The organism is Ornithinimicrobium sufpigmenti (genome assembly GCF_004322775.1).
GTDB lineage: Bacteria > Actinomycetota > Actinomycetes > Actinomycetales > Dermatophilaceae > Ornithinicoccus > Ornithinicoccus sufpigmenti.
This window is the reverse complement of the sequence record NZ_CP036403.1, coordinates 2,383,306-2,401,477: the sequence shown is the minus strand read 5'-3', so window position 1 is coordinate 2,401,477 and position 18,172 is coordinate 2,383,306. Positions and strand designations below refer to the sequence as shown.

The following is an 18,172-nucleotide window of genomic DNA, read 5'->3' as shown; positions in this document are numbered from 1 at the left end:
GAGCGTCTCCACGGGGTCACCGGCCTCGTCGAGGACGACGACGCCGAAGTCACCGGCGTGGTCGGTCACCTCGTTGGCGCCCTCGTCCGGGAGGCGGTCGTCCTCGGAGGGCGACGATCCGGGCTGCTGGTTACTTGACAAAGGTCATCTCCTTCTTCTTGCCCAGGATGCCTTGTGGTCGGAAGGCGACGAGCAGCATCAGCGCCACACCGACGACGATGAAGCGCAGGTTGCCGGCGTTGGTGGGGGTCAGTGGCAGCCATCCCTCCGTCGCCATCTGGGGCAGCACTCCCGCCAGGAAGGCCATCAGGGCCCAGTACAGGACGGCGCCCAGGACGGGGCCGAAGATCGTCGCCGCACCGCCGAGCAGCAGGGCTGTCCACACGAAGAAGGTGAGGCTGGGCAGGTAGTACTGCGGGATCACCGCCGCGGGGAGGGCGATCACCACGCCGCCCAGGGCGCCGAACACGCCGCCGATGATCAACGCCTGCATCTTGTAGAGGAAGACGTTCTTACCCAGGGAGCGCACGGCGTCCTCGTCCTCGCGGATCCCCTTCAGGACCCGGCCCCACGGGCTGCGCATGAGCATCCAGGTCACCAGCACGGCCAGCACCACCAGGAGGAGCCCGAAGATGCGCACCCACCAGCCGGTCTCGGTGTAGGTCCACGGGCCGATCCCGTAGCTGCCGGCGGGCAGGGGGTTCGCCGCCCGGAACCCCGCGTGGTAGCCGCCCAGGCCGTCGGCGGAGTTGGTCCACTCGTCGAAGATCTGCGACTGGAAGAGCAGGCGGACGATCTCGGCCGCGGCGATCGTGACGATCGCCAGGTAGTCGCCGCGCAGCCGCAGCGTGGGGATGCCCAGGAGGACGGCGAAGACGACCGCCCCGACGATGCTCACCATCATGGCCACATACCAGGGCAGGCCGAAGCTGAGGATGGAGATGGCGTACGAGTAGGCGCCGATCGCCATGAACCCGGCCATGCCGAAGTTGAGCAGGCCGGCGTAGCCGAAGTGGATCGACAGGCCGATGGCGGCGAGCATGAAGCCGATGGTCTCCGGCGACAGGATGAAGCTCGCGGTGTTGTTGAGGATCTGGCCCCAGTCCATCGCAATCCCTCCGTTATCCGATGCGTGCTCGTCGACCCAGGAGTCCCTGCGGCCGGACGAGGAGGATGAGGATCAGCACGCCCAGCGCACCGACGTACTTGATGTCCGAGGGGATCCACAGGGTGGAGACCTCGACGAGGATGCCGATCGCCAGGGCGCCGATGAGGGCGCCGAAGGCCGTGCCCAGCCCGCCCAGGACGACGGCGGCGAAGATCAGCAGCAGGATCTGCACACCCATGTCCCACTTGATCCCGGGGCGGAAGTAGGCCCACAGGATGCCGGACAGGCCCGCGAGCGCGCCGCCGGCGACCCACACCAGCCGGGTGACGGCCTCGACGTCGATGCCGCTGGCGGAGGCCAGGGACCGGTTGTCCGCGACGGCCCGGGTGGCCTTGCCGGTGCGGGTGCGCAGCAACCACAGCGCGACCAGGATCAGCACGGTCAGGCTGATCCCCATGCTCACCATGTCGATGGTGCTCAACCGGATCGGCCCGATGATCTGGTGCCGGATGCCGCCGGCGCCAGGAAGCTGGAGGGTCCCGCCGCCGATGAACATCTGGAAGACATAGCGACCGGCCAGGGACAGGCCGATGGTGAGGATCATCAGCTGGACCAACCCGATGCCGCGACGGCGGAGGGGTCGCCAGATGGAGGCGTCGACGGCCCACCCCAGCGCCCCGCTGAGCAGCACCGCCAGCGGGATGGCCACCCAGATGGGGAGCGCGATCGTCACGCCGACGAAGTAGGCCATCACCGCGCCGAAGGTGACCATCTCCGCGTGGGCGAAGTTGGTGAGCCCGGTGGTGCCGAAGATCAACGACAGTCCGATGGAGGCCAGCGCCAGCATGAGGCCGAAGTTGACCCCGTTCATCAGCCGTTCGGTGAACTGGGAGGCGAAGCTCGCCGTCTCCCGCTCGCCCTCGCCGAGGAAGAAGTTGCCCGGCTGGAAGAACTGGGAGCCGTAGTTGACGGTCAGCGGGTTCTCCCCGGTGACCGCGATGCCCTCGGGCAGCGTCTCCTCGTCGACCAGGACCTCGTAGGGGTCGGTGGTCGGCACGCCGATCCGGGCCTGGCCGCGGTCGTTCGTCGTGGCCTCCGCCTCGTACCCACCGCCGGAGACGACCACTCGGGCCCCCTCCACCGGTTCGTTGTCGTTGCGGAGGTTCACCGTGATGCTCTGGTCGTGCTCCTCGAGGTTGACCTGCGAGGGGTCGTCCGGCGTCTGGGCCAGCGCGGGGGACGGGGAGAGGATGTTGAAGACGAACAGCGTCATCAACAGGAGCCCCAAGGCATGCAGGGGTCTCCGGGCGCGAGGACGCTCCCGGTAGGGGGTGGTGGGCGGCACTGCTCCTCCAGCCTGGTTCACGGGTCGGACTCCATGCCCCGAACTGGCGCATGGCTGGGGTGAGCATAGGGGAACGTGCGGCGAGTCAAACAGCATGTCGCCGGAGTGTGTCCGGATCGTGATGTTTCGGCGCGGGGGCGAGACGGCGGGTCAGGGCCGTCGGGCGACCACGATCGCCGTCCCCGGCACCAGCTCGCCGCGCGTGCGGCTCCAGCCACCCCAGACGTGGTCGCGTCCGGCCGGCCACGGTGGCTCGACCAGGTCCTCCAGGACCAGGCCCGAGGCGACCACCGCGCGGATCAGGTCGCCGATGGTGCGGTGGTACTCGGCATACGTCGCACGCCCCTCGTCGGTCTCCTCGACGTAGGCCCGTCGGTCGAAGTAGGAGTGCCGCACGACCAGCCCCTCGGGTCCGGGCACGTCCGGCAGCGCCCAGCGGAACGGGTGGGGCAGGGAGAAGACGCACCGCCCGCCCGGACGTAGGACCCGGGCCCACTCCCGCAGCGCCTGCTCGGCGTCAGGGACGAAGGCCAGCACGCCGTGGGCGGTCATCACGATGTCGAACGAGGAGTCCGCCAGCGGCAGGCGTGCGCCGTCGCACTGCAGGTATGCGGTGGGGCCGGCCGGGGCGGTGCCGGACGCTGTGCCCGCGGCCTGGTCGCGGGCGTCGACCCGACGCGCCACCCGCAGCATGCCGGCGGACAGGTCGGTGGCCAGGACCCGCGCGCCCTGTCGCGCGCACCAGCGCCCGCCCTGGGCGGCCCCGGCGCCCACCTCGAGCACGTCGGCCCCGGCGAGCGGTCCGAGCAGGCCGAGGTCGGCCTCGGTCCAGCCCTCCGGCCCCCACACCAGCTCGGCGTCACCGAGGAAGCCGCCGTGCTGGGCGTAGTAGTCCTCGGCCTCGGCGTCCCACCAGGCGCGGTCGGCACGCACCGTCTCCTCGTGGTCCACGGGGCGGCGGGTCACGCGGTCAGGGGTCGGGGGAGTGGTGGGAGAGCTCACGGTCCTAGTCTGGGCCCCGTCCTGTCCTGGCCGCGGTCCTGGTCCTGGTCCTGGACCCGGACCTGGTCCGCGTCCCGTCCGGGCGGCGCGTCGTCTCGGTCCGTCTGGCCCGGTCATCCCCTGCGCACCCGCTTTGACCTCGGTGGCGGCCGCCCGTTAGTCTGTCAGGGCGCGTTTCGTGCGCTGCCTGCTGCCCCGTTCCGGGGCCGTCGGCGCGGCGCGCCTCGCACCAGCATCATCCACATCGTCCATCCACCGTGTCCACAATCGGAGCCCCTACTACATGACTGCAACCACGGCCGAAAGGCCCATCTCCCAGATCGCTGTCAACGACATCGGATCTGAGGAGGAACTGCTCGCGGCGATCGACGCCACGATCAAGAACTTCAACGACGGAGACATCGTCGAGGGGGTCATCGTCAAGGTCGACCGGGACGAGGTCCTGCTCGACATCGGCTACAAGACCGAGGGTGTCATCCCCTCGCGCGAGCTGGCCATCAAGCACGACGTCGACCCCTCCGAGGTCGTCAGCGTCGGCGACGAGGTCGAGGCCCTGGTCCTCCAGAAGGAGGACAAGGAGGGCCGGCTGATCCTGTCGAAGAAGCGCGCCCAGTACGAGCGCGCCTGGGGTTCCATCGAGCAGATCAAGGAAGAGGACGGCGTCGTCACCGGCACCGTCATCGAGGTCGTCAAGGGCGGCCTCATCCTGGACATCGGCCTGCGCGGCTTCCTGCCCGCCTCCCTGGTCGAGATGCGTCGCGTCCGCGACCTGCAGCCCTACGTGGGCCGCGAGATCGAGGCCAAGATCATCGAGCTGGACAAGAACCGCAACAACGTGGTCCTGTCCCGCCGCGCCTGGCTGGAGCAGACCCAGTCCGAGGTCCGCACCACCTTCCTCAAGGAGCTGCAGAAGGGCCAGGTCCGGTCCGGCGTCGTCTCCAGCATCGTCAACTTCGGTGCCTTCGTCGACCTCGGTGGCGGCGTGGACGGCCTCGTGCACGTCTCCGAGCTGTCCTGGAAGCACATCGACCACCCGGGTGAGGTCGTCGAGGTCGGTGACGAGGTCACCGTCGAGGTGCTCGACGTCGACATGGACCGCGAGCGTGTCTCGCTGTCGCTGAAGGCGACGCTCGAGGACCCGTGGCAGACCTTCGCCCGCACCCACGCCATCGGCCAGGTCGTGCCGGGCAAGGTCACCAAGCTGGTGCCCTTCGGTGCGTTCGTGCGCGTCGAGGACGGCATCGAGGGCCTGGTCCACATCTCCGAGCTGGCCGAGCGCCACGTGGAGCTGCCGGAGCAGATCGTCACTGTCGGTGGCGAGGTCTTCGTCAAGGTCATCGACATCGACCTGGAGCGCCGCCGCATCTCGCTGTCGCTCAAGCAGGCCAACGACGCCGTGGCCCAGGAGTTCGACCCGACCCTCTACGGCATGGCTGCCGAGTACGACGAGGAGGGGAACTACAAGTACCCCGAGGGCTTCGACCCGGAGACCAACGAGTGGCTCGAGGGCTTCGAGGCCCAGCGCGAGAAGTGGGAGAAGGAGTACGCCGACGCCCACGCCCGCTGGGAGGCCCACAAGGCCCAGGTCGAGGCGGCCGCCGAGGCCGACTCCACCGACGGTGTCGAGGTCGCGCCCACGGCGTCGACCTACTCCAGCGAGACCCCGGAGGACGCCGGCGGCACGCTGGCCTCCGACGAGGCCCTCGCCGCGCTGCGGGAGAAGCTGACCGGCGGCTGATCGCGTCGATCGTCGGTACGCCTGACGCCGAAGGCCCGTCCACCCTCAGGGTGGGCGGGCCTTCGCCGTCTCCCGAAGATGTGGGTCGATAGGGTCTGCAGGGTGTCCCTCACCCTGACCGACGCCCGAGCCCGCTCCCAGGTCGTCTCCGACGCCGCATACCAGGTCCACCTCGACCTGACCGGCGACGAGCACTTCGTCGCCACCACCACGGTGAGCTTCGCCGCCCCGCCCGGCGCGTCCACCTTCCTGAACCTGCAGCGGTCCGTCGAGGTCAGGGTGCAGCTCAACGGCCGCCCGCTCGCCCCCGGCTGCTACCGCGACGACCAGGTGCACCTGTCCGACCTGGCGGAGCAGAACATCGCGGTCATCACCGCGCGGATGCCCTACGTCACCGACGGTGACGGGATGCACCGTTTCGTCGACCCCGCCGACGGTGCCGTCTACCTGGGCTGCTACGGCGGGATGGACGTCAACCGCCGCGTCTTCGCCTGCTTCGACCAGCCGGACCTGAAGGCGCCGTTCACGGTCTCGGTCACTGCCCGCCCCGGTGCCACGGTGCTGTCGAACGGCATACCGGAGCAGGCGCCGGACGCGAGGGAGGTGGCGGGCCACGACCCCACCCGGTGGACCTTCGCCACCACACCGCCGCTGTCCACCTACCTCGTCACGGTCTGTGCCGGCCCCTGGGCGAGCCGTACCTGGGAGCACGACGGCCGGCCGTTCGGCTGGCACGCCCGCGCATCGCTGGCCGCCGACCTGGACCGGGACCTGCCGATGCTGCGCGAGCAGACCGTCACCGCCTACGACTGGTACGCGGAACGCTTCGAGGAGCCCTACGCCTTCGACTCCTACGACCAGATCTTCGTCCCGGGCCACAACTGGGGCGCGATGGAGAACCCGGGCTGCGTCAGCTACCGCGACGAGCTGCTGCCGCAGGGCACCACGCCGGCGGTGCTGGCCCGCCAGCGGGCGATGACGATCGCGCACGAGATGGCGCACATGTGGTTCGGCGACCTGGTGACCTTCCGCTGGTGGGAGGACACCTGGCTGAACGAGTCGTTCGCCGACTACCTGGGCTTTCTGGTCGCCGGCGCCACCGGCGCCGCGCCGGGGGCCCTGGCGGAGTTCGACCTGGGCCGCAAGGCGGGCGGGTACGCCGCGGACGCCCGGCCGTCCACGCACCCGGTCGCGCCCCGGCCCGAGGACGTGCCGGACGTCGACTCCGCCTTCAACAACTTCGACCCCATCTCCTACGCCAAGGGCAACTCGACCCTGCGCCAGCTGGCCTTCTGGCTGGGGGAGGACACCTTCTTCGCCGGGGTGAACCGGCACCTGACCGGCGCCCGGTTCGGCACGGCCTCCCTGGACGACTTCGTGGGCTCGCTGCAGTCGGTCACCGACAAGGACGTCACCGGGTGGGTGGAGGCCTGGCTCCGGGTGCCGGGCACCGACGTGCTCGAGCTCGAGCGACCAGCACGGGAGCCTGGGGCGGTCACGGCCGGGGCCCTGGAGGACAGTGACGCCGCCGCGGAGGGGCGGCAGGGGCTGACGCTGCGGCTGGTCCCGGGCGTCGACGAGCGCTCCGGTTCCGCAGCCCGGGCGCGGCGTCCGCATCGCGTGCGGGTGAGTGGGTATGCCGTGAGCAGGGACGACGACGTGGCTGACCGGGTGGAACAGGCGTGGGAGCAGGTCGTGGGCCTCACGCCCGAGGATCCCACCGTGCTGCTGGCGCCCGCAGACCTGGTCGTGCCCAACAGCACCGGCGAGACCTTCGCCCGGGTCGCCCTCGACGAGGTCACCCTGGACCGGGCTCTGCAGGTGCTCGGGCGGGTGCCGGACGGGCACCCGCGAGTGATGCTGTGGGCGACGCTGCTGGAGCTGGCGACCCGGGGCGAGACCGCACCGGCGCTGCTGGTGAAGGCGGTCGAGCAGCACCTGCCGGGGGAAGAGACCGACTTCGTCGTGGCCCACGTGCTGAGCCGGTCTGCCGCGGTCGTGCGGCAGGTCGTCCCCGCGGGCGAGGTGGGGGAGCTGCTGGAACGGCTGGGCCGGGTAGCGCTCCGCCTCCTGGGTGCATCGCAGGTCGCGACCGCTGTGGTGCAGACCGCGGTCTCGGTCGGCGCGGGGGCGCTGCACGACGCCGACCTGCTCGCCGGCTGGCTCAGGGCGGGTGCCGGCCACGGCCCGCTGTCCCAGGAGGAGCGCTGGGAGGTGCTCCGCCGGCTCGCCGAGCTCGGTGCCGACACCGAGCACAGCACCGGTGACCTGGTGCGCGCGGAGCAGGAGCGGGACCCGTCGGCCGCAGGTCAGCTGGCCGCGCTGGCGGTCGCGGCGGCCCGGCCCGAGCCGTCGGCGAAGGCCCAGGCACTGGCGCGGATGGCTGACGAGGGGACGACCAACAGGGAGATCGGCGCGCTGGCCCGGGGGCTGTGGTCCGCGGAGCAACGCGAGCTGGTCGACCCCCTGGTGGCGGAGTACCTGCGCACGATGGTGCCCGTCGCCCGGCGGGGTCAGGCGCTCGGGCTCGTCGTGGGTCGCGCTGCTCCCGGCTTCCGCTGGACCCCTGGCCAGCTGGAGCACCTGCAACGGGCCCTGGACGACGACACCCTGCCACCGGTGCTGGCCCGCACCTGGGCCGACGTCCTGCACGACCAGCGGCGCCTGCCCGCCTGAGTCCGCGGCCGCCGTTGCGGAAGGCGCCCCCGCGGGCCCGGGTCGACGCCGCGGGAAGGGTCTGTCAGTCCTCGGCGTTAGCGTGAGTGCTATGAGACCCGTCACCGATCTGCAGCGCGCGGTCCACCCCTTCCGGGTCGAGTCCGACTTCTCCCCGGGCGGCGACCAGCCGAGGGCGATCGCCGACCTCGCCACCCGCATCAACGCCGGCGAGCAGGACGTCGTCCTGCTCGGTGCCACCGGCACCGGCAAGTCCGCCACCACCGCCTGGCTGGTCGAGCAGGTGCAGCGCCCGACCCTGGTGATGGCGCCCAACAAGACGCTGGCCGCCCAGCTGGCCAACGAGTTCCGCGAGCTGCTCCCGCACAACGCGGTCGAGTACTTCGTGAGCTACTACGACTACTACCAGCCCGAGGCCTACGTCCCGCAGAGCGACACCTACATCGAGAAGGACTCCTCGGTCAACGACGAGGTGGAGCGGCTGCGGCACTCGGCGACCAACAGCCTGCTCACCCGACGCGATGTGGTCGTGGTCGCCTCCGTGTCCTGCATCTACGGCCTGGGCACGCCGCAGGAGTACGTCGACCGCATGGTCCGTCTCCGGGTCGGCGACACGATCGAGCGGGACGGGCTGCTGCGCCAGTTCGTCACCATGCAGTACGCCCGCAACGACGCCGCGTTCACCCGCGGCACCTTCCGGGTGCGCGGCGACACCGTCGAGATCATCCCGCAGTACGAAGAGCTCGCGGTGCGGGTCGAGTTCTTCGGCGACGAGGTCGACCGGCTCTACACCCTGCACCCGCTCACCGGTGAGGTGGTGCGCGAGGAGCAGGAGATGTACGTCTTCCCCGCCTCCCACTACGTCGCCGGCCCGGAGCGGATGGAGCGGGCGATCGCCGGCATCGAGACAGAGCTCGCCGAGCAGCTGGAGAGCTTCGAGCGCCAGGGGAAGCTGCTGGAGGCCCAGCGGCTACGGATGCGGACCACCTACGACATCGAGATGATGCGCCAGGTCGGGTCCTGTTCCGGCATTGAGAACTACTCGCGGCACATCGACGGCCGCGGGCCGGGCTCGGCCCCCAACTGTCTCCTCGACTACTTCCCGGAGGACTTCCTCCTCGTCATCGACGAGTCGCACGTCACCGTGCCCCAGATCGGCGCCATGTACGAGGGTGACATGTCCCGCAAGCGCACGCTCGTCGAGCACGGCTTCCGCCTGCCCAGTGCGATGGACAACCGGCCGCTGAAGTGGGAGGAGTTCCTGGAGCGGATCGGCCAGACCGTCTACCTCTCGGCCACGCCCGGCGACTACGAGATGGCCAAGGCCGACGGCGTGGTGGAGCAGATCATCCGGCCCACCGGTCTGGTCGACCCCGAGGTCGTGCTCAAGCCGACCAAGGGCCAGATCGACGACCTGCTGCACGAGATCAGCGAGCGCGCGGCCCGCGACGAGCGGGTGCTGGTGACCACGCTGACCAAGAAGATGGCCGAGGACCTGACCGACTACCTGCTCGACAAGGGCGTCCGGGTGCGCTACCTGCACTCCGAGGTCGACACCCTGCGCCGCGTGGAGCTGCTGCGCGAGCTGCGGCTGGGGGAGTACGACGTGTTGGTCGGGATCAACCTGCTCCGTGAGGGCCTGGACCTGCCCGAGGTCTCCTTGGTCAGCATCCTCGACGCCGACAAGGAGGGCTTCCTGCGTTCCGCCCGCTCGCTCATCCAGACCATCGGCCGCGCGGCGCGCAACGTCTCGGGGCAGGTGCACATGTATGCCGACACGGTCACCCCCTCGATGCAGGAGGCGATCGACGAGACGAACCGTCGCCGCGAGCGGCAGGTGGCCCACAACCTCGAGCACGGCATCGACCCGACCCCGCTGCGCAAGCGGATCGCGGACATCACCGACCTGCTGGAGCGCGAGGACGCCGACACCGAGGCCCTCCTGGGCAGCGGACGCTCGCAGTCCCGAGGCCGTGGCCGCGGGCGGGGAGCTGCGGTCGCCGTCGGCACCACGGTCCTGGAGCGCCGGGCCACCGACGACATGCCGGCGACCGAGCTGGCCACGCTCATCCACGAGCTGTCCGACCAGATGCACCAGGCCGCGACCGACCTGCACTTCGAGCTGGCGGCCCGTCTCCGGGACGAGATCTCCGAGCTGAAGAAGGAGCTGCGGCAGATGCGCGAGGCGACCGGCTGACGCCGGACGCACCTCGTCAGGTCACGTCGCGCCAGGCCACGTCACGTGAGACCACCGCTCGTCAGGCCACCTCGGCCGCGTCGGGGGTGTCGGGGATGTCGGCCCCCGACCGTCTTCGGCCGCGGCCCAGGACGAGGATGCTGGCGACCACCACGAGCGCCATCCCGACCAGCTGGAGGGGCTGCAGGACCTGACCGAGCACCAGCAGTCCGGCCAGCGCCGCGGCGGCCGGCTCGAGGCTGAGCAGGACCCCGAAGGTGCCGGACGTCAGGTGCCGCAGGGCCATCAGCTCCAGGCTGTAGGGGATGGCGGAGGACAGCAGCGCGATGCCGAGTCCGCGCACCAGGGCGTCGGGGGCGAACAGGGCGCTGCCGGCCGTGGCCAGCCCGAGCGGGAGGGTCGCCACCGCGCCGATGGCCATGCAGATCGCGATGCCGTCCAGCCCGCCGAACCGGGCTCCGGTGCGCCGGCTGAGCACGATGTAGGCGGCCCAGCAGACGCCCGCGGCGGCGGCCAGCCCGATCCCGACCACGTCCACCTCCGCCCAGGGTGTGGTCAGCGCCTCGGAGATGAGGAAGACACCGACGAGGGCGGCCGCGACCGCGGCGAGGTCCCGGGCACGTTTCGAGGTGGCGGCGGCCAGGGCGAGCGGGCCGAGGAACTCGATGGTCACCGCGACCCCGATCGGGAGCCGGGTCAGGCTGGCGTAGAAGCTGAGGTTCATCAGGGTCAGGGCGGCGGCGAAGAGCGAGACGACCAGCCAGTCCGCCCGGCTGCGTCCGCGCAGGCGCGGCCGGACGAAGACGCACAGCACCGCGGCGGCGAGGGTGAGCCGCAGCGTCACCGACCCCAGCACGCCGACCAGGGGCAGGAGGGTCACCGCCAGCGCGCCGCCGAACTGGACGGAGACGACCGCCAGCAGGACCAGGACGACCGGGTGCACCGGAGGCCGGACAGCCCCACCGGGCCGGGTCAGGGGTGCTACCAACCGCGGGCCCGCCACTGCGACAGCTGCGGCCGCTCGGCACCGAGGGTGGTGTTGTCACCGTGCCCCGGCAGGACCAGGGCGTGGTCGGCATACATCGCGAACACCCGGTCCTCCAGGTCGTCCATGAGGCTGGTGAAGTCGGCCGGGGTCTGGGTCTTGCCCGGGCCGCCGGGGAACAGGGAGTCCCCGGTGAACAGCAGGGTGCTCTCCTGGTCCGCCGCGGTGGACAGGGCCAGGGCGACGGACCCCGGGGTGTGCCCCCGCAGGCTGATGATGTCGAGCACGAGGTTGCCGACCCGGAGCAGACCACCGTCGCCCAGCCGGACGTCCACCGGCACCGGGAGGTCGTCGGCGTCGGCCTCCCCGGCGAGCGTCCGCGCGCCGGTCGCCTCCACCACGCGCGCCAACGCCCGGTGGTGGTCCCAGTGGCTGTGCGTGGTGAGCACCTGCGCCAGCTGCGTCGTGCCGTCGTCCTCGCGGAGCAGGTCCAGGATGCGGTCCGCGTCGTCGGCAGCGTCGACCAGCAGGCGCTCCCCGGTCGTGGTGCAGGTGATGAGGTAGACGTTGTTGTCCATCTCCGAGACGGAGATCTTGCGGACGCGGGCGGGGCCGAGGTCCAGGGACCAGCCGGGCCTCCCGGGCTCGACGTGGCCGGTGGTCTGCTCGGGGGTGCTCATGTGCGCGAGTCTACGAGGGCGGCCGGGCCCGGGTGCCCTGACGCCGTCCTCACACGGTGAGCGGCCGGTCGGTGGGCCGGATCGGGGCGGGCAGCGAGGTGCGGCCGGACAGGTGCCGGTCGACCGCGGCGGCGCAGGCGCGTCCCTCGGCGATCGCCCACACGATGAGCGACTGCCCACGGCCGCAGTCACCCGCCGCGAACACCCCGTCCAGGGGCGTGGCGAAGGAGGCGTCCCGCTCGTAGGTGTTGGCTCGGGTGCGGGGGAGCAGCCCGGCGGGGGCGGCGGTGTCGTCGGGACCGACGAAGCCCATCGCCAGCAGCACCAGCTGGGCGGGGATCTCCCGCTCGGTCCCCTCGGTCGGCACGAACCGGCCGTCCACGAAGGCACCGTCGACCATCGTCAGCCCGCGGACCCGCCCCTGCCCGTCGTCGAGCACCTCGACGGTGGAGACGCCGTAGGAGCGCTGACCGCCCTCCTCGTGCGCCTCGGTCACCTTGTAGAGGAGCGGGTAGGTCGGCCAGGGCTGGTGCGCCGGTCGCTCGGCCGGGGGCGTCGGCATGATCTCCAGCTGCAGCACCGAGCGGGCGCCCTGCCGGTGTGCGGTGCCCAGGCAGTCGGCGCCGGTGTCACCCCCGCCGATGATGACCACGTCCTTGCCCTCGGCGTCGATCCCGCGGGACGCGCCCAGCGCCTCCCTGTTCGCCGGTACCAGGTAGTCCATCGCAGGGTGCACGCCCTCCAGGTCGGCGCCGGGCACCTGCAGGGTGCGCGGCACGGTCGAACCGGTCGCCAGGACCACCGCGTCGAACCGCTCGCGCAGGTCCGCCAAGGACGGGTCGTCCGGCCCGTCACCGCCGACGGTCACGCCGGTGACGAAGCGGATGCCCTCCCCGCGCAGCTGCACCAGTCGCCGGTCCACCACCGACTTCTCGAGCTTGAACTCCGGGATGCCGTAGCGCAGCAGCCCGCCGACGGCGTCGGAGCGCTCGTAGACCACGACGGTGTGGCCGGCCCGGCCCAGCTGCTGGGCGGCGGCCAGCCCGGCCGGTCCCGAGCCGACGACGGCGACCGTCCGGCCGCTGAGCCACTCCGGCTCCTGCGGGGTGACGCGCCCGTTGGCGAAGGCGCGGTCGATGATCGAGACCTCGATCTGCTTGATCGTCACCGGAGGCTGGTTGATGCCCAGCACGCAGGCCGTCTCGCACGGGGCGGGGCAGAGCCGGCCGGTGAACTCCGGGAAGTTGTTGGTGGCGTGCAGGCGCTCGATGGCGTCGGCGAAGTTGGCGCGGCGGGTGTGGTCGTTCCACTCCGGGATGAGGTTGCCCAGCGGGCAGCCCTGGTGGCAGAACGGTATGCCGCAGTCCATGCAGCGGCCGGCCTGCCGCCGCAGCACGTCCGTGCCCTGCTCGCTGTGCACCTCCTTCCAGTCCTGGATACGGACCGGGACGGGACGGCTGGGCCGGTCCTCGCGCTGGCGGTGGGTCAGGAAGCCGTGCGGGTCAGCCATGGGAGTCCTCCAGGATCCGTTGCCAGGCGTGCGGGCCGTTGGGGTCGTCGCCCCGCTGCTCGGCCTCGTGCCGGATGCGCAGCACGCTGGCGTACTGCGCAGGGGTGATGACGGTGAACCGGTCGGCCCAGCCGTCGTCGGCCAGCAGCGCCTCGGCGACGCTGCTGCCGGTGAGGTCGCGGTGCTCGAGCAGGAGCAGGCGCACCAGGTCGAGGTCGGCCTGTGCCGAGGCGGACAGCCGGGTCAGCACCAGGTCACCGCCGGACCGGGCCAGCGGGTTGAGCAGGTCCGGGTCCAGGTCGAGCACGTAGGCCGTGCCGCCGGACATCCCTGCGCCCAGGTTGCGGCCGGTCGGCCCCAGCACCAGCACGGTGCCGCCGGTCATGTACTCCAGGGCGTGGTCCCCCACGCCCTCGACGACCGCGGTCGCGCCGGAGTTGCGCACGCAGAAGCGCTCGCCGACGGTGCCGCGGACGTTGACCTGCCCCGACGTCGCGCCGTAGCAGATGACGTTGCCGGCGATGACGTGGTCACCGGGACCGGCGTTCACGTACGGGGCGTCGTCCGGCGGCCGCACCACGATCCGTCCGCCCGACAGGCCCTTGCCGACGAAGTCGTTGGCGTCGCCGACCAGCCGGAGCGTGACGCCCCGGGGCAGGAAGGCCCCCAGCGACTGTCCGGCGGAGCCGACCAGCGTCAGGTCGATCGTGCCGTCCGGGAGCCCCTCGGGGCCCGCGGCCCGGGTCACGTGGTGGCCCAGCAGGGTGCCCACCGTGCGGTTGACGTTGCTCACCGGGACCGTGCCGCGGACAGGGGTACCGTCCGCCAGGGCCGGGGCGGCCAGCTCCACCAGGCGGTGGTCCAGCGCCGCCTCGAGCCCGTGGTCCTGGCTCGTCGTGCAGCGCAGGGCCGTGCCGGCCGGTGCCTCGACGCGGTGCAGGACGGGGGAGAGGTCCAGCCCTGCCGCCTTCCAGTGCTCGACGGCCGCCTCGGTGTCCAGCAGGTCGACGCGGCCGATGACCTCGTCCAGGCTGCGGTAGCCGAGCTCGGCGAGGTACTCGCGCACCTGCTGGGCGAGGAACTCGAAGAAGGTCACGATGTACTCCGCCCGCCCGGTGTAGCGCTGGCGCAGCTCGGGGTTCTGGGTGGCCACCCCCACCGGGCAGGTGTCGAGGTGGCAGACCCGCATCATCACGCAGCCGGACACGACGAGGGGTGCGGTGGCGAAGCCGAACTCCTCCGCGCCGAGCAGCGCGGCGACCAGCACGTCCCGGCCGGTCTTCAGCTGGCCGTCGCACTGGACCACGATGCGGTCGCGCAGACCGTTGACGAGCAGGGTCTGCTGCGTCTCGGCCAGCCCGAGCTCCCAGGGCGTGCCGGCGTGCTTGAGCGAGGTCAACGGGCTGGCCCCGGTGCCCCCGTCGTGCCCCGAGACGAGGACGACGTCCGCCTTGGCCTTGGCCACGCCGGCCGCGACCGTGCCCACGCCGACCTGGCTGACCAGCTTGACGTGGATCCGGGCCTGTGGGTTGGCGTTCTTCAGGTCGTGGATGAGCTGCTTGATGTCCTCGATGGAGTAGATGTCGTGGTGCGGCGGCGGTGAGATCAACCCGACGCCCGGGGTCGAGTGCCGGGTCCGCGCCACCCACGGGTAGACCTTGCCCGGCGGCAGCTGACCGCCCTCGCCCGGCTTGGCGCCCTGGGCCATCTTGATCTGGATGTCGTCGGCGTGCACCAGGTAGGCGGAGGTGACCCCGAACCGGCCGGAGGCCACCTGCTTGATGGCCGACCGGCGCTCGGTGTCCAGCAGCCGCTCGACGTCCTCCCCGCCCTCCCCGGTGTTGGACTTGCCGCCCAGCCGGTTCATCGCGATCGCGAGGGTCTCGTGCGCCTCCTGCGAGATCGAGCCGTAGGACATCGCGCCGGTCGCGAACCGCCGGACGATCGAGCTGACCGGCTCGACCTCGTCGAGGCTGATCGGCTCGCGGTCCGGGCGCAGGGTGAACAGGCCACGCAGCGTCATCAGCTGGTCGGCCTGCTCGTCCACCAGGTCGGTGTACTGCCGGAAGATGTCCTCGCGGCGCTCACGGGTCGCGTGCTGGAGCCGGAAGACGGCTTCCGGGCTGAACAGGTGGGGTGGACCCTCCCGGCGCCACTGGTACTCGCCCCCGATCTCCAGGGTGCGGTGGTAGGGCGGGATGCCCGACCGCGGGTAGGCACGCTCGTGCCGCCGGGCGACCTCCTCGGCGACGACGTCCAGGCCCACGCCGTCGATCTGGCTCGTGGTGCCGGGGAACCACCGCGCGACCAGCTCGCGGGACAGGCCGACGGCCTCGAAGGTCTGGGCACCGCGGTAGGAGGCGATGGTGGAGATGCCCATCTTGGACATCACCTTGAGCACGCCCTTGCCCAGGGCAGTGATGAGGTTGCGGATCGCCACGTCGGGGTCCAGCCCGTCCAGGACCTGACCGGCCGAGCACAGGTTCTCCACCGTCTCCATGGCCAGGTAGGGGTTGACCGCTGCGGCGCCGTAGGCCACCAGGGTGGCGACGTGGTGCACCTCGCGCACGTCACCGGCCTCGACGAGCAGCCCGACCTGGGTCCGGGTGTTGTTCGCGACCAGGTGGTGGTGGACGGCGCTGGTGAGCAGCAGGGACGGGATGGGCGCCAGCTCGCGGTCCGCGTGCCGGTCGGAGAGGACGACGAAGAAGGCGCCGGCCGCGACCGCCTCGTCCACCTCGGCGCAGATCTCCACCAGCCGTTCCGCCAGGGCCGCGGCGCCACCGTCCACGCGGTAGAGGCCGCGGACCACCGTGGCGCCGAGGTCGGCGTGCCCGACCTCGGCGTCGATGCGCCGCAGCTTCGCCAGCTGGTCGTTGTCGATGACCGGGAACGGCAGCACGACCTGGCGGGCGTGCTGGGCGGTCTCGCTGAGCAGGTTCGGCTCGGGGCCGGTCGAGGTGACCAGCGAGGTGACAACCTCCTCCCGGATCGCGTCCAGGGGCGGGTTCGTCACCTGTGCGAAGGCCTCGACGAAGTAGTCGAAGAGCAGCCTCGGACGCTCCGACAGCACGGCGATGGGGGTGTCGGTGCCCATGGCGCCGAGGGGTTCCTGGCCCTTCTGGGCCATCGGCGCCAGCAGGATGCGCAGCTCCTCCTCGGTGTAGCCGAAGATCTGCTGGCGCCGGGCGACGGAGGCATGGGTATGCCGCACGTGCACCCGGTCCGGCAGGTCGCCCAGGTGCACCACGTGCTCGTCCAGCCACTCGCGGTAGGGCGCGCGGCTGGCCAGCTGCTCCTTGACCTCCTCGTCGGGCACGATGCGGCCCTCGGCGAGGTCGACGAGGAACATCCGGCCCGGGGCGACCCGACCCTTGCGGGCGACCCGCTCCTCGGGAAGGTCCAGCAGCCCCGTCTCCGAGCCCAGCACCACCAGCCCGTCGGTGGTGACCCAGTAGCGCGACGGGCGCAGGCCGTTGCGGTCCAGGACCGCGCCCACCTGGGTGCCGTCGGTGAAGACGAGGTTGGCCGGCCCGTCCCACGGCTCCATGAGCATCGAGTGGTACTCGTAGAAGGCCCGCAGCGCCGGGTCCATCCCGGCGGCGTTCTCCCACGCCTCGGGGATCATCATCCGGACCGCGTGCGGCAGGGAGCGCCCGGACAGGGCCAGCAGCTCCAGCACCTCGTCGAAGGTCGCCGAGTCGGAGGCGTCGGGTGTGCAGATCGGCAGCACGTCCGTGAGGGCCTCGTCGCCACCGGGGAACAGCTCGCTCGCCAGCTGTGACTGCCGGGCGGTCATCCAGTTGCGGTTGCCGCGCACCGTGTTGATCTCGCCGTTGTGGGCGACCACCCGGTAGGGGTGGGCCAGCGGCCACGAGGGGAAGGTGTTGGTGGAGAACCGGGAGTGCACCACGGCCAGCGCGCTCGCGTAGCGCTCGTCGCCCAGGTCGGGGAAGTAGGCGGGCAGCTGCTCGGTGGTGAGCATCCCCTTGTAGGTGAGGGTGCGGGTGGACAGCGAGACGGGGTATGCCGTGGTCCGCCGCTCGATCCGCTTGCGGCACAGCCAGACCCGGCGCTCCAGCTCCAGGCCCTCCTCGACCCGGCCGTCGGGTGAGGGTTGGCCGGCCACCACGAGCTGGCGCATGACCGGCATGACCGACAGCGCGGTCGGCCCGACCAGACGGCTGTCCGTCGGCACGTCACGCCAGCCGAGGGTGCGCAGACCGCTGTGGACGACGAGGTCCTCGATCTGGGCGGCCACCTCGTCCGCGGTACCGTCCGCGGGCAGGAAGACGATGCCGACGGCATACCGGCCCTCGGAGGGCAGCTCGAAGGGCAGCACGGCGCGCAGGAAGGCGTCCGGCACCTGGGTGAGGATCCCGGCCCCGTCCCCGGTGTCGACCTCCGACCCGACGGCGCCACGGTGGTCCAGGTTGTGCAGCGCGGTCAGCGCCTGGCGCACGACCTCGTGCCGCGGCACCCCGTCGAGCCGGGCGACGAAGGCGACGCCGCACGCGTCGTGCTCGTGCCGGCCGTCATACAGGCCCTGCGGGGGCGCGCCGGGCACAGGGCGGAGCGCAGCGGGAGTCTCGGGCATGGGAGCACCGTTCTGACAGGCACCGTGGGGCGCGGGGTGGGCGCGCGGGACGACGGTGACCCGCAGGAAGTTATGCGGGGGACAGAATACATATGCATCGGGCTGGTGGAAAGGCTGCCGCGCGCGCGGCGCGGTGGCGCCCTAGCCTGAGGGACTCAACGGAAGGAGCCCTCATGACTGAGTCGACGGACAAGAAGCCGGCGAACATCTCCGACGTGGCCGCCGAGTCACCGGAAGAATCGGTGCGCAAGGAGGACGAGGCCACCGCGGACCGGCCCGACACCGGTGGCACCGTCCCGGGGGACGACTCCCAGTAGCTCGCCCTGCCTGCGGA

Annotated in this window: 11 protein-coding genes; 4 read left to right on the top strand and 7 right to left on the bottom strand. The window is 71.6% G+C overall.

The window, feature by feature from the left end; genetic code table 11:
- Positions 1-130: 130 nt before the first annotated feature.
- From ESZ52_RS10975 to ESZ52_RS10965, 3 genes are all read right to left on the bottom strand, one after another.
- Positions 131-1,108 (bottom strand): branched-chain amino acid ABC transporter permease, encoded by a 978-nt coding sequence (locus ESZ52_RS10975; RefSeq protein WP_131104973.1) that lies wholly within the window; start codon positions 1,106-1,108, stop codon positions 131-133.
- Positions 1,109-1,121: 13 nt separating this feature from the next.
- On the bottom strand, positions 1,122-2,381 hold the full coding sequence (locus ESZ52_RS10970) for a branched-chain amino acid ABC transporter permease (protein WP_181010019.1): 1,260 nt from the start codon (positions 2,379-2,381) through the stop codon (positions 1,122-1,124).
- A gap of 222 nt (positions 2,382-2,603) precedes the next feature.
- The gene (locus ESZ52_RS10965; protein ID WP_238154599.1) at positions 2,604-3,455 is read right to left on the bottom strand and encodes a class I SAM-dependent methyltransferase; all 852 of its coding nucleotides are present in this window, start codon (positions 3,453-3,455) and stop codon (positions 2,604-2,606) included.
- Positions 3,456-3,738: 283 nt separating this feature from the next.
- Here ESZ52_RS10965 and rpsA point away from each other — a divergent pair, with 283 nt between their 5' ends.
- The 3 genes from rpsA to uvrB all read left to right on the top strand — a co-directional run bounded on the left by rpsA (position 3,739) and on the right by uvrB (position 10,066).
- Positions 3,739-5,193: a 30S ribosomal protein S1 gene (gene rpsA, locus ESZ52_RS10960; protein WP_131104971.1), complete on the top strand. Its 1,455-nt coding sequence runs from the start codon at positions 3,739-3,741 to the stop codon at positions 5,191-5,193.
- A 102-nt stretch (positions 5,194-5,295) separates the two neighbouring features.
- Positions 5,296-7,869: an aminopeptidase N gene (gene pepN, locus ESZ52_RS10955; RefSeq protein WP_181010018.1), complete on the top strand. Its 2,574-nt coding sequence runs from the start codon at positions 5,296-5,298 to the stop codon at positions 7,867-7,869.
- A 91-nt stretch (positions 7,870-7,960) separates the two neighbouring features.
- Positions 7,961-10,066, top strand: coding sequence for an excinuclease ABC subunit UvrB (uvrB, locus tag ESZ52_RS10950; protein WP_131104969.1), 2,106 nt, complete (start codon positions 7,961-7,963; stop codon positions 10,064-10,066).
- Between the two features lie 61 nt (positions 10,067-10,127).
- On the opposite strand, the gene ESZ52_RS10945 is transcribed toward uvrB, so the two are convergent.
- The 4 genes from ESZ52_RS10945 to gltB are packed head-to-tail and all read right to left on the bottom strand — an operon-like array spanning position 10,128 to position 17,838.
- On the bottom strand, positions 10,128-11,009 hold the full coding sequence (locus ESZ52_RS10945; RefSeq protein WP_238154598.1) for an EamA family transporter: 882 nt from the start codon (positions 11,007-11,009) through the stop codon (positions 10,128-10,130).
- A 38-nt stretch (positions 11,010-11,047) separates the two neighbouring features.
- Positions 11,048-11,731: an MBL fold metallo-hydrolase gene (locus ESZ52_RS10940; protein WP_131104968.1), complete on the bottom strand. Its 684-nt coding sequence runs from the start codon at positions 11,729-11,731 to the stop codon at positions 11,048-11,050.
- A 49-nt stretch (positions 11,732-11,780) separates the two neighbouring features.
- Entirely contained in the window at positions 11,781-13,241 is a 1,461-nt protein-coding gene (locus ESZ52_RS10935; protein WP_131104967.1) for a glutamate synthase subunit beta, read from the bottom strand.
- A complete protein-coding gene (gltB, locus tag ESZ52_RS10930; RefSeq protein ID WP_131104966.1) occupies positions 13,234-17,838 on the bottom strand; it encodes a glutamate synthase large subunit in 4,605 nt (1,534 codons plus the stop codon). Before gltB ends, ESZ52_RS10935 begins: the two co-directional genes overlap by 8 nt.
- 173 nt (positions 17,839-18,011) lie before the next feature.
- Between gltB and ESZ52_RS19305 the strand changes: the two genes are divergently transcribed.
- The gene (locus ESZ52_RS19305) at positions 18,012-18,155 is read left to right on the top strand and encodes a hypothetical protein (protein WP_181010017.1); all 144 of its coding nucleotides are present in this window, start codon (positions 18,012-18,014) and stop codon (positions 18,153-18,155) included.
- Positions 18,156-18,172 lie beyond the last annotated feature (17 nt).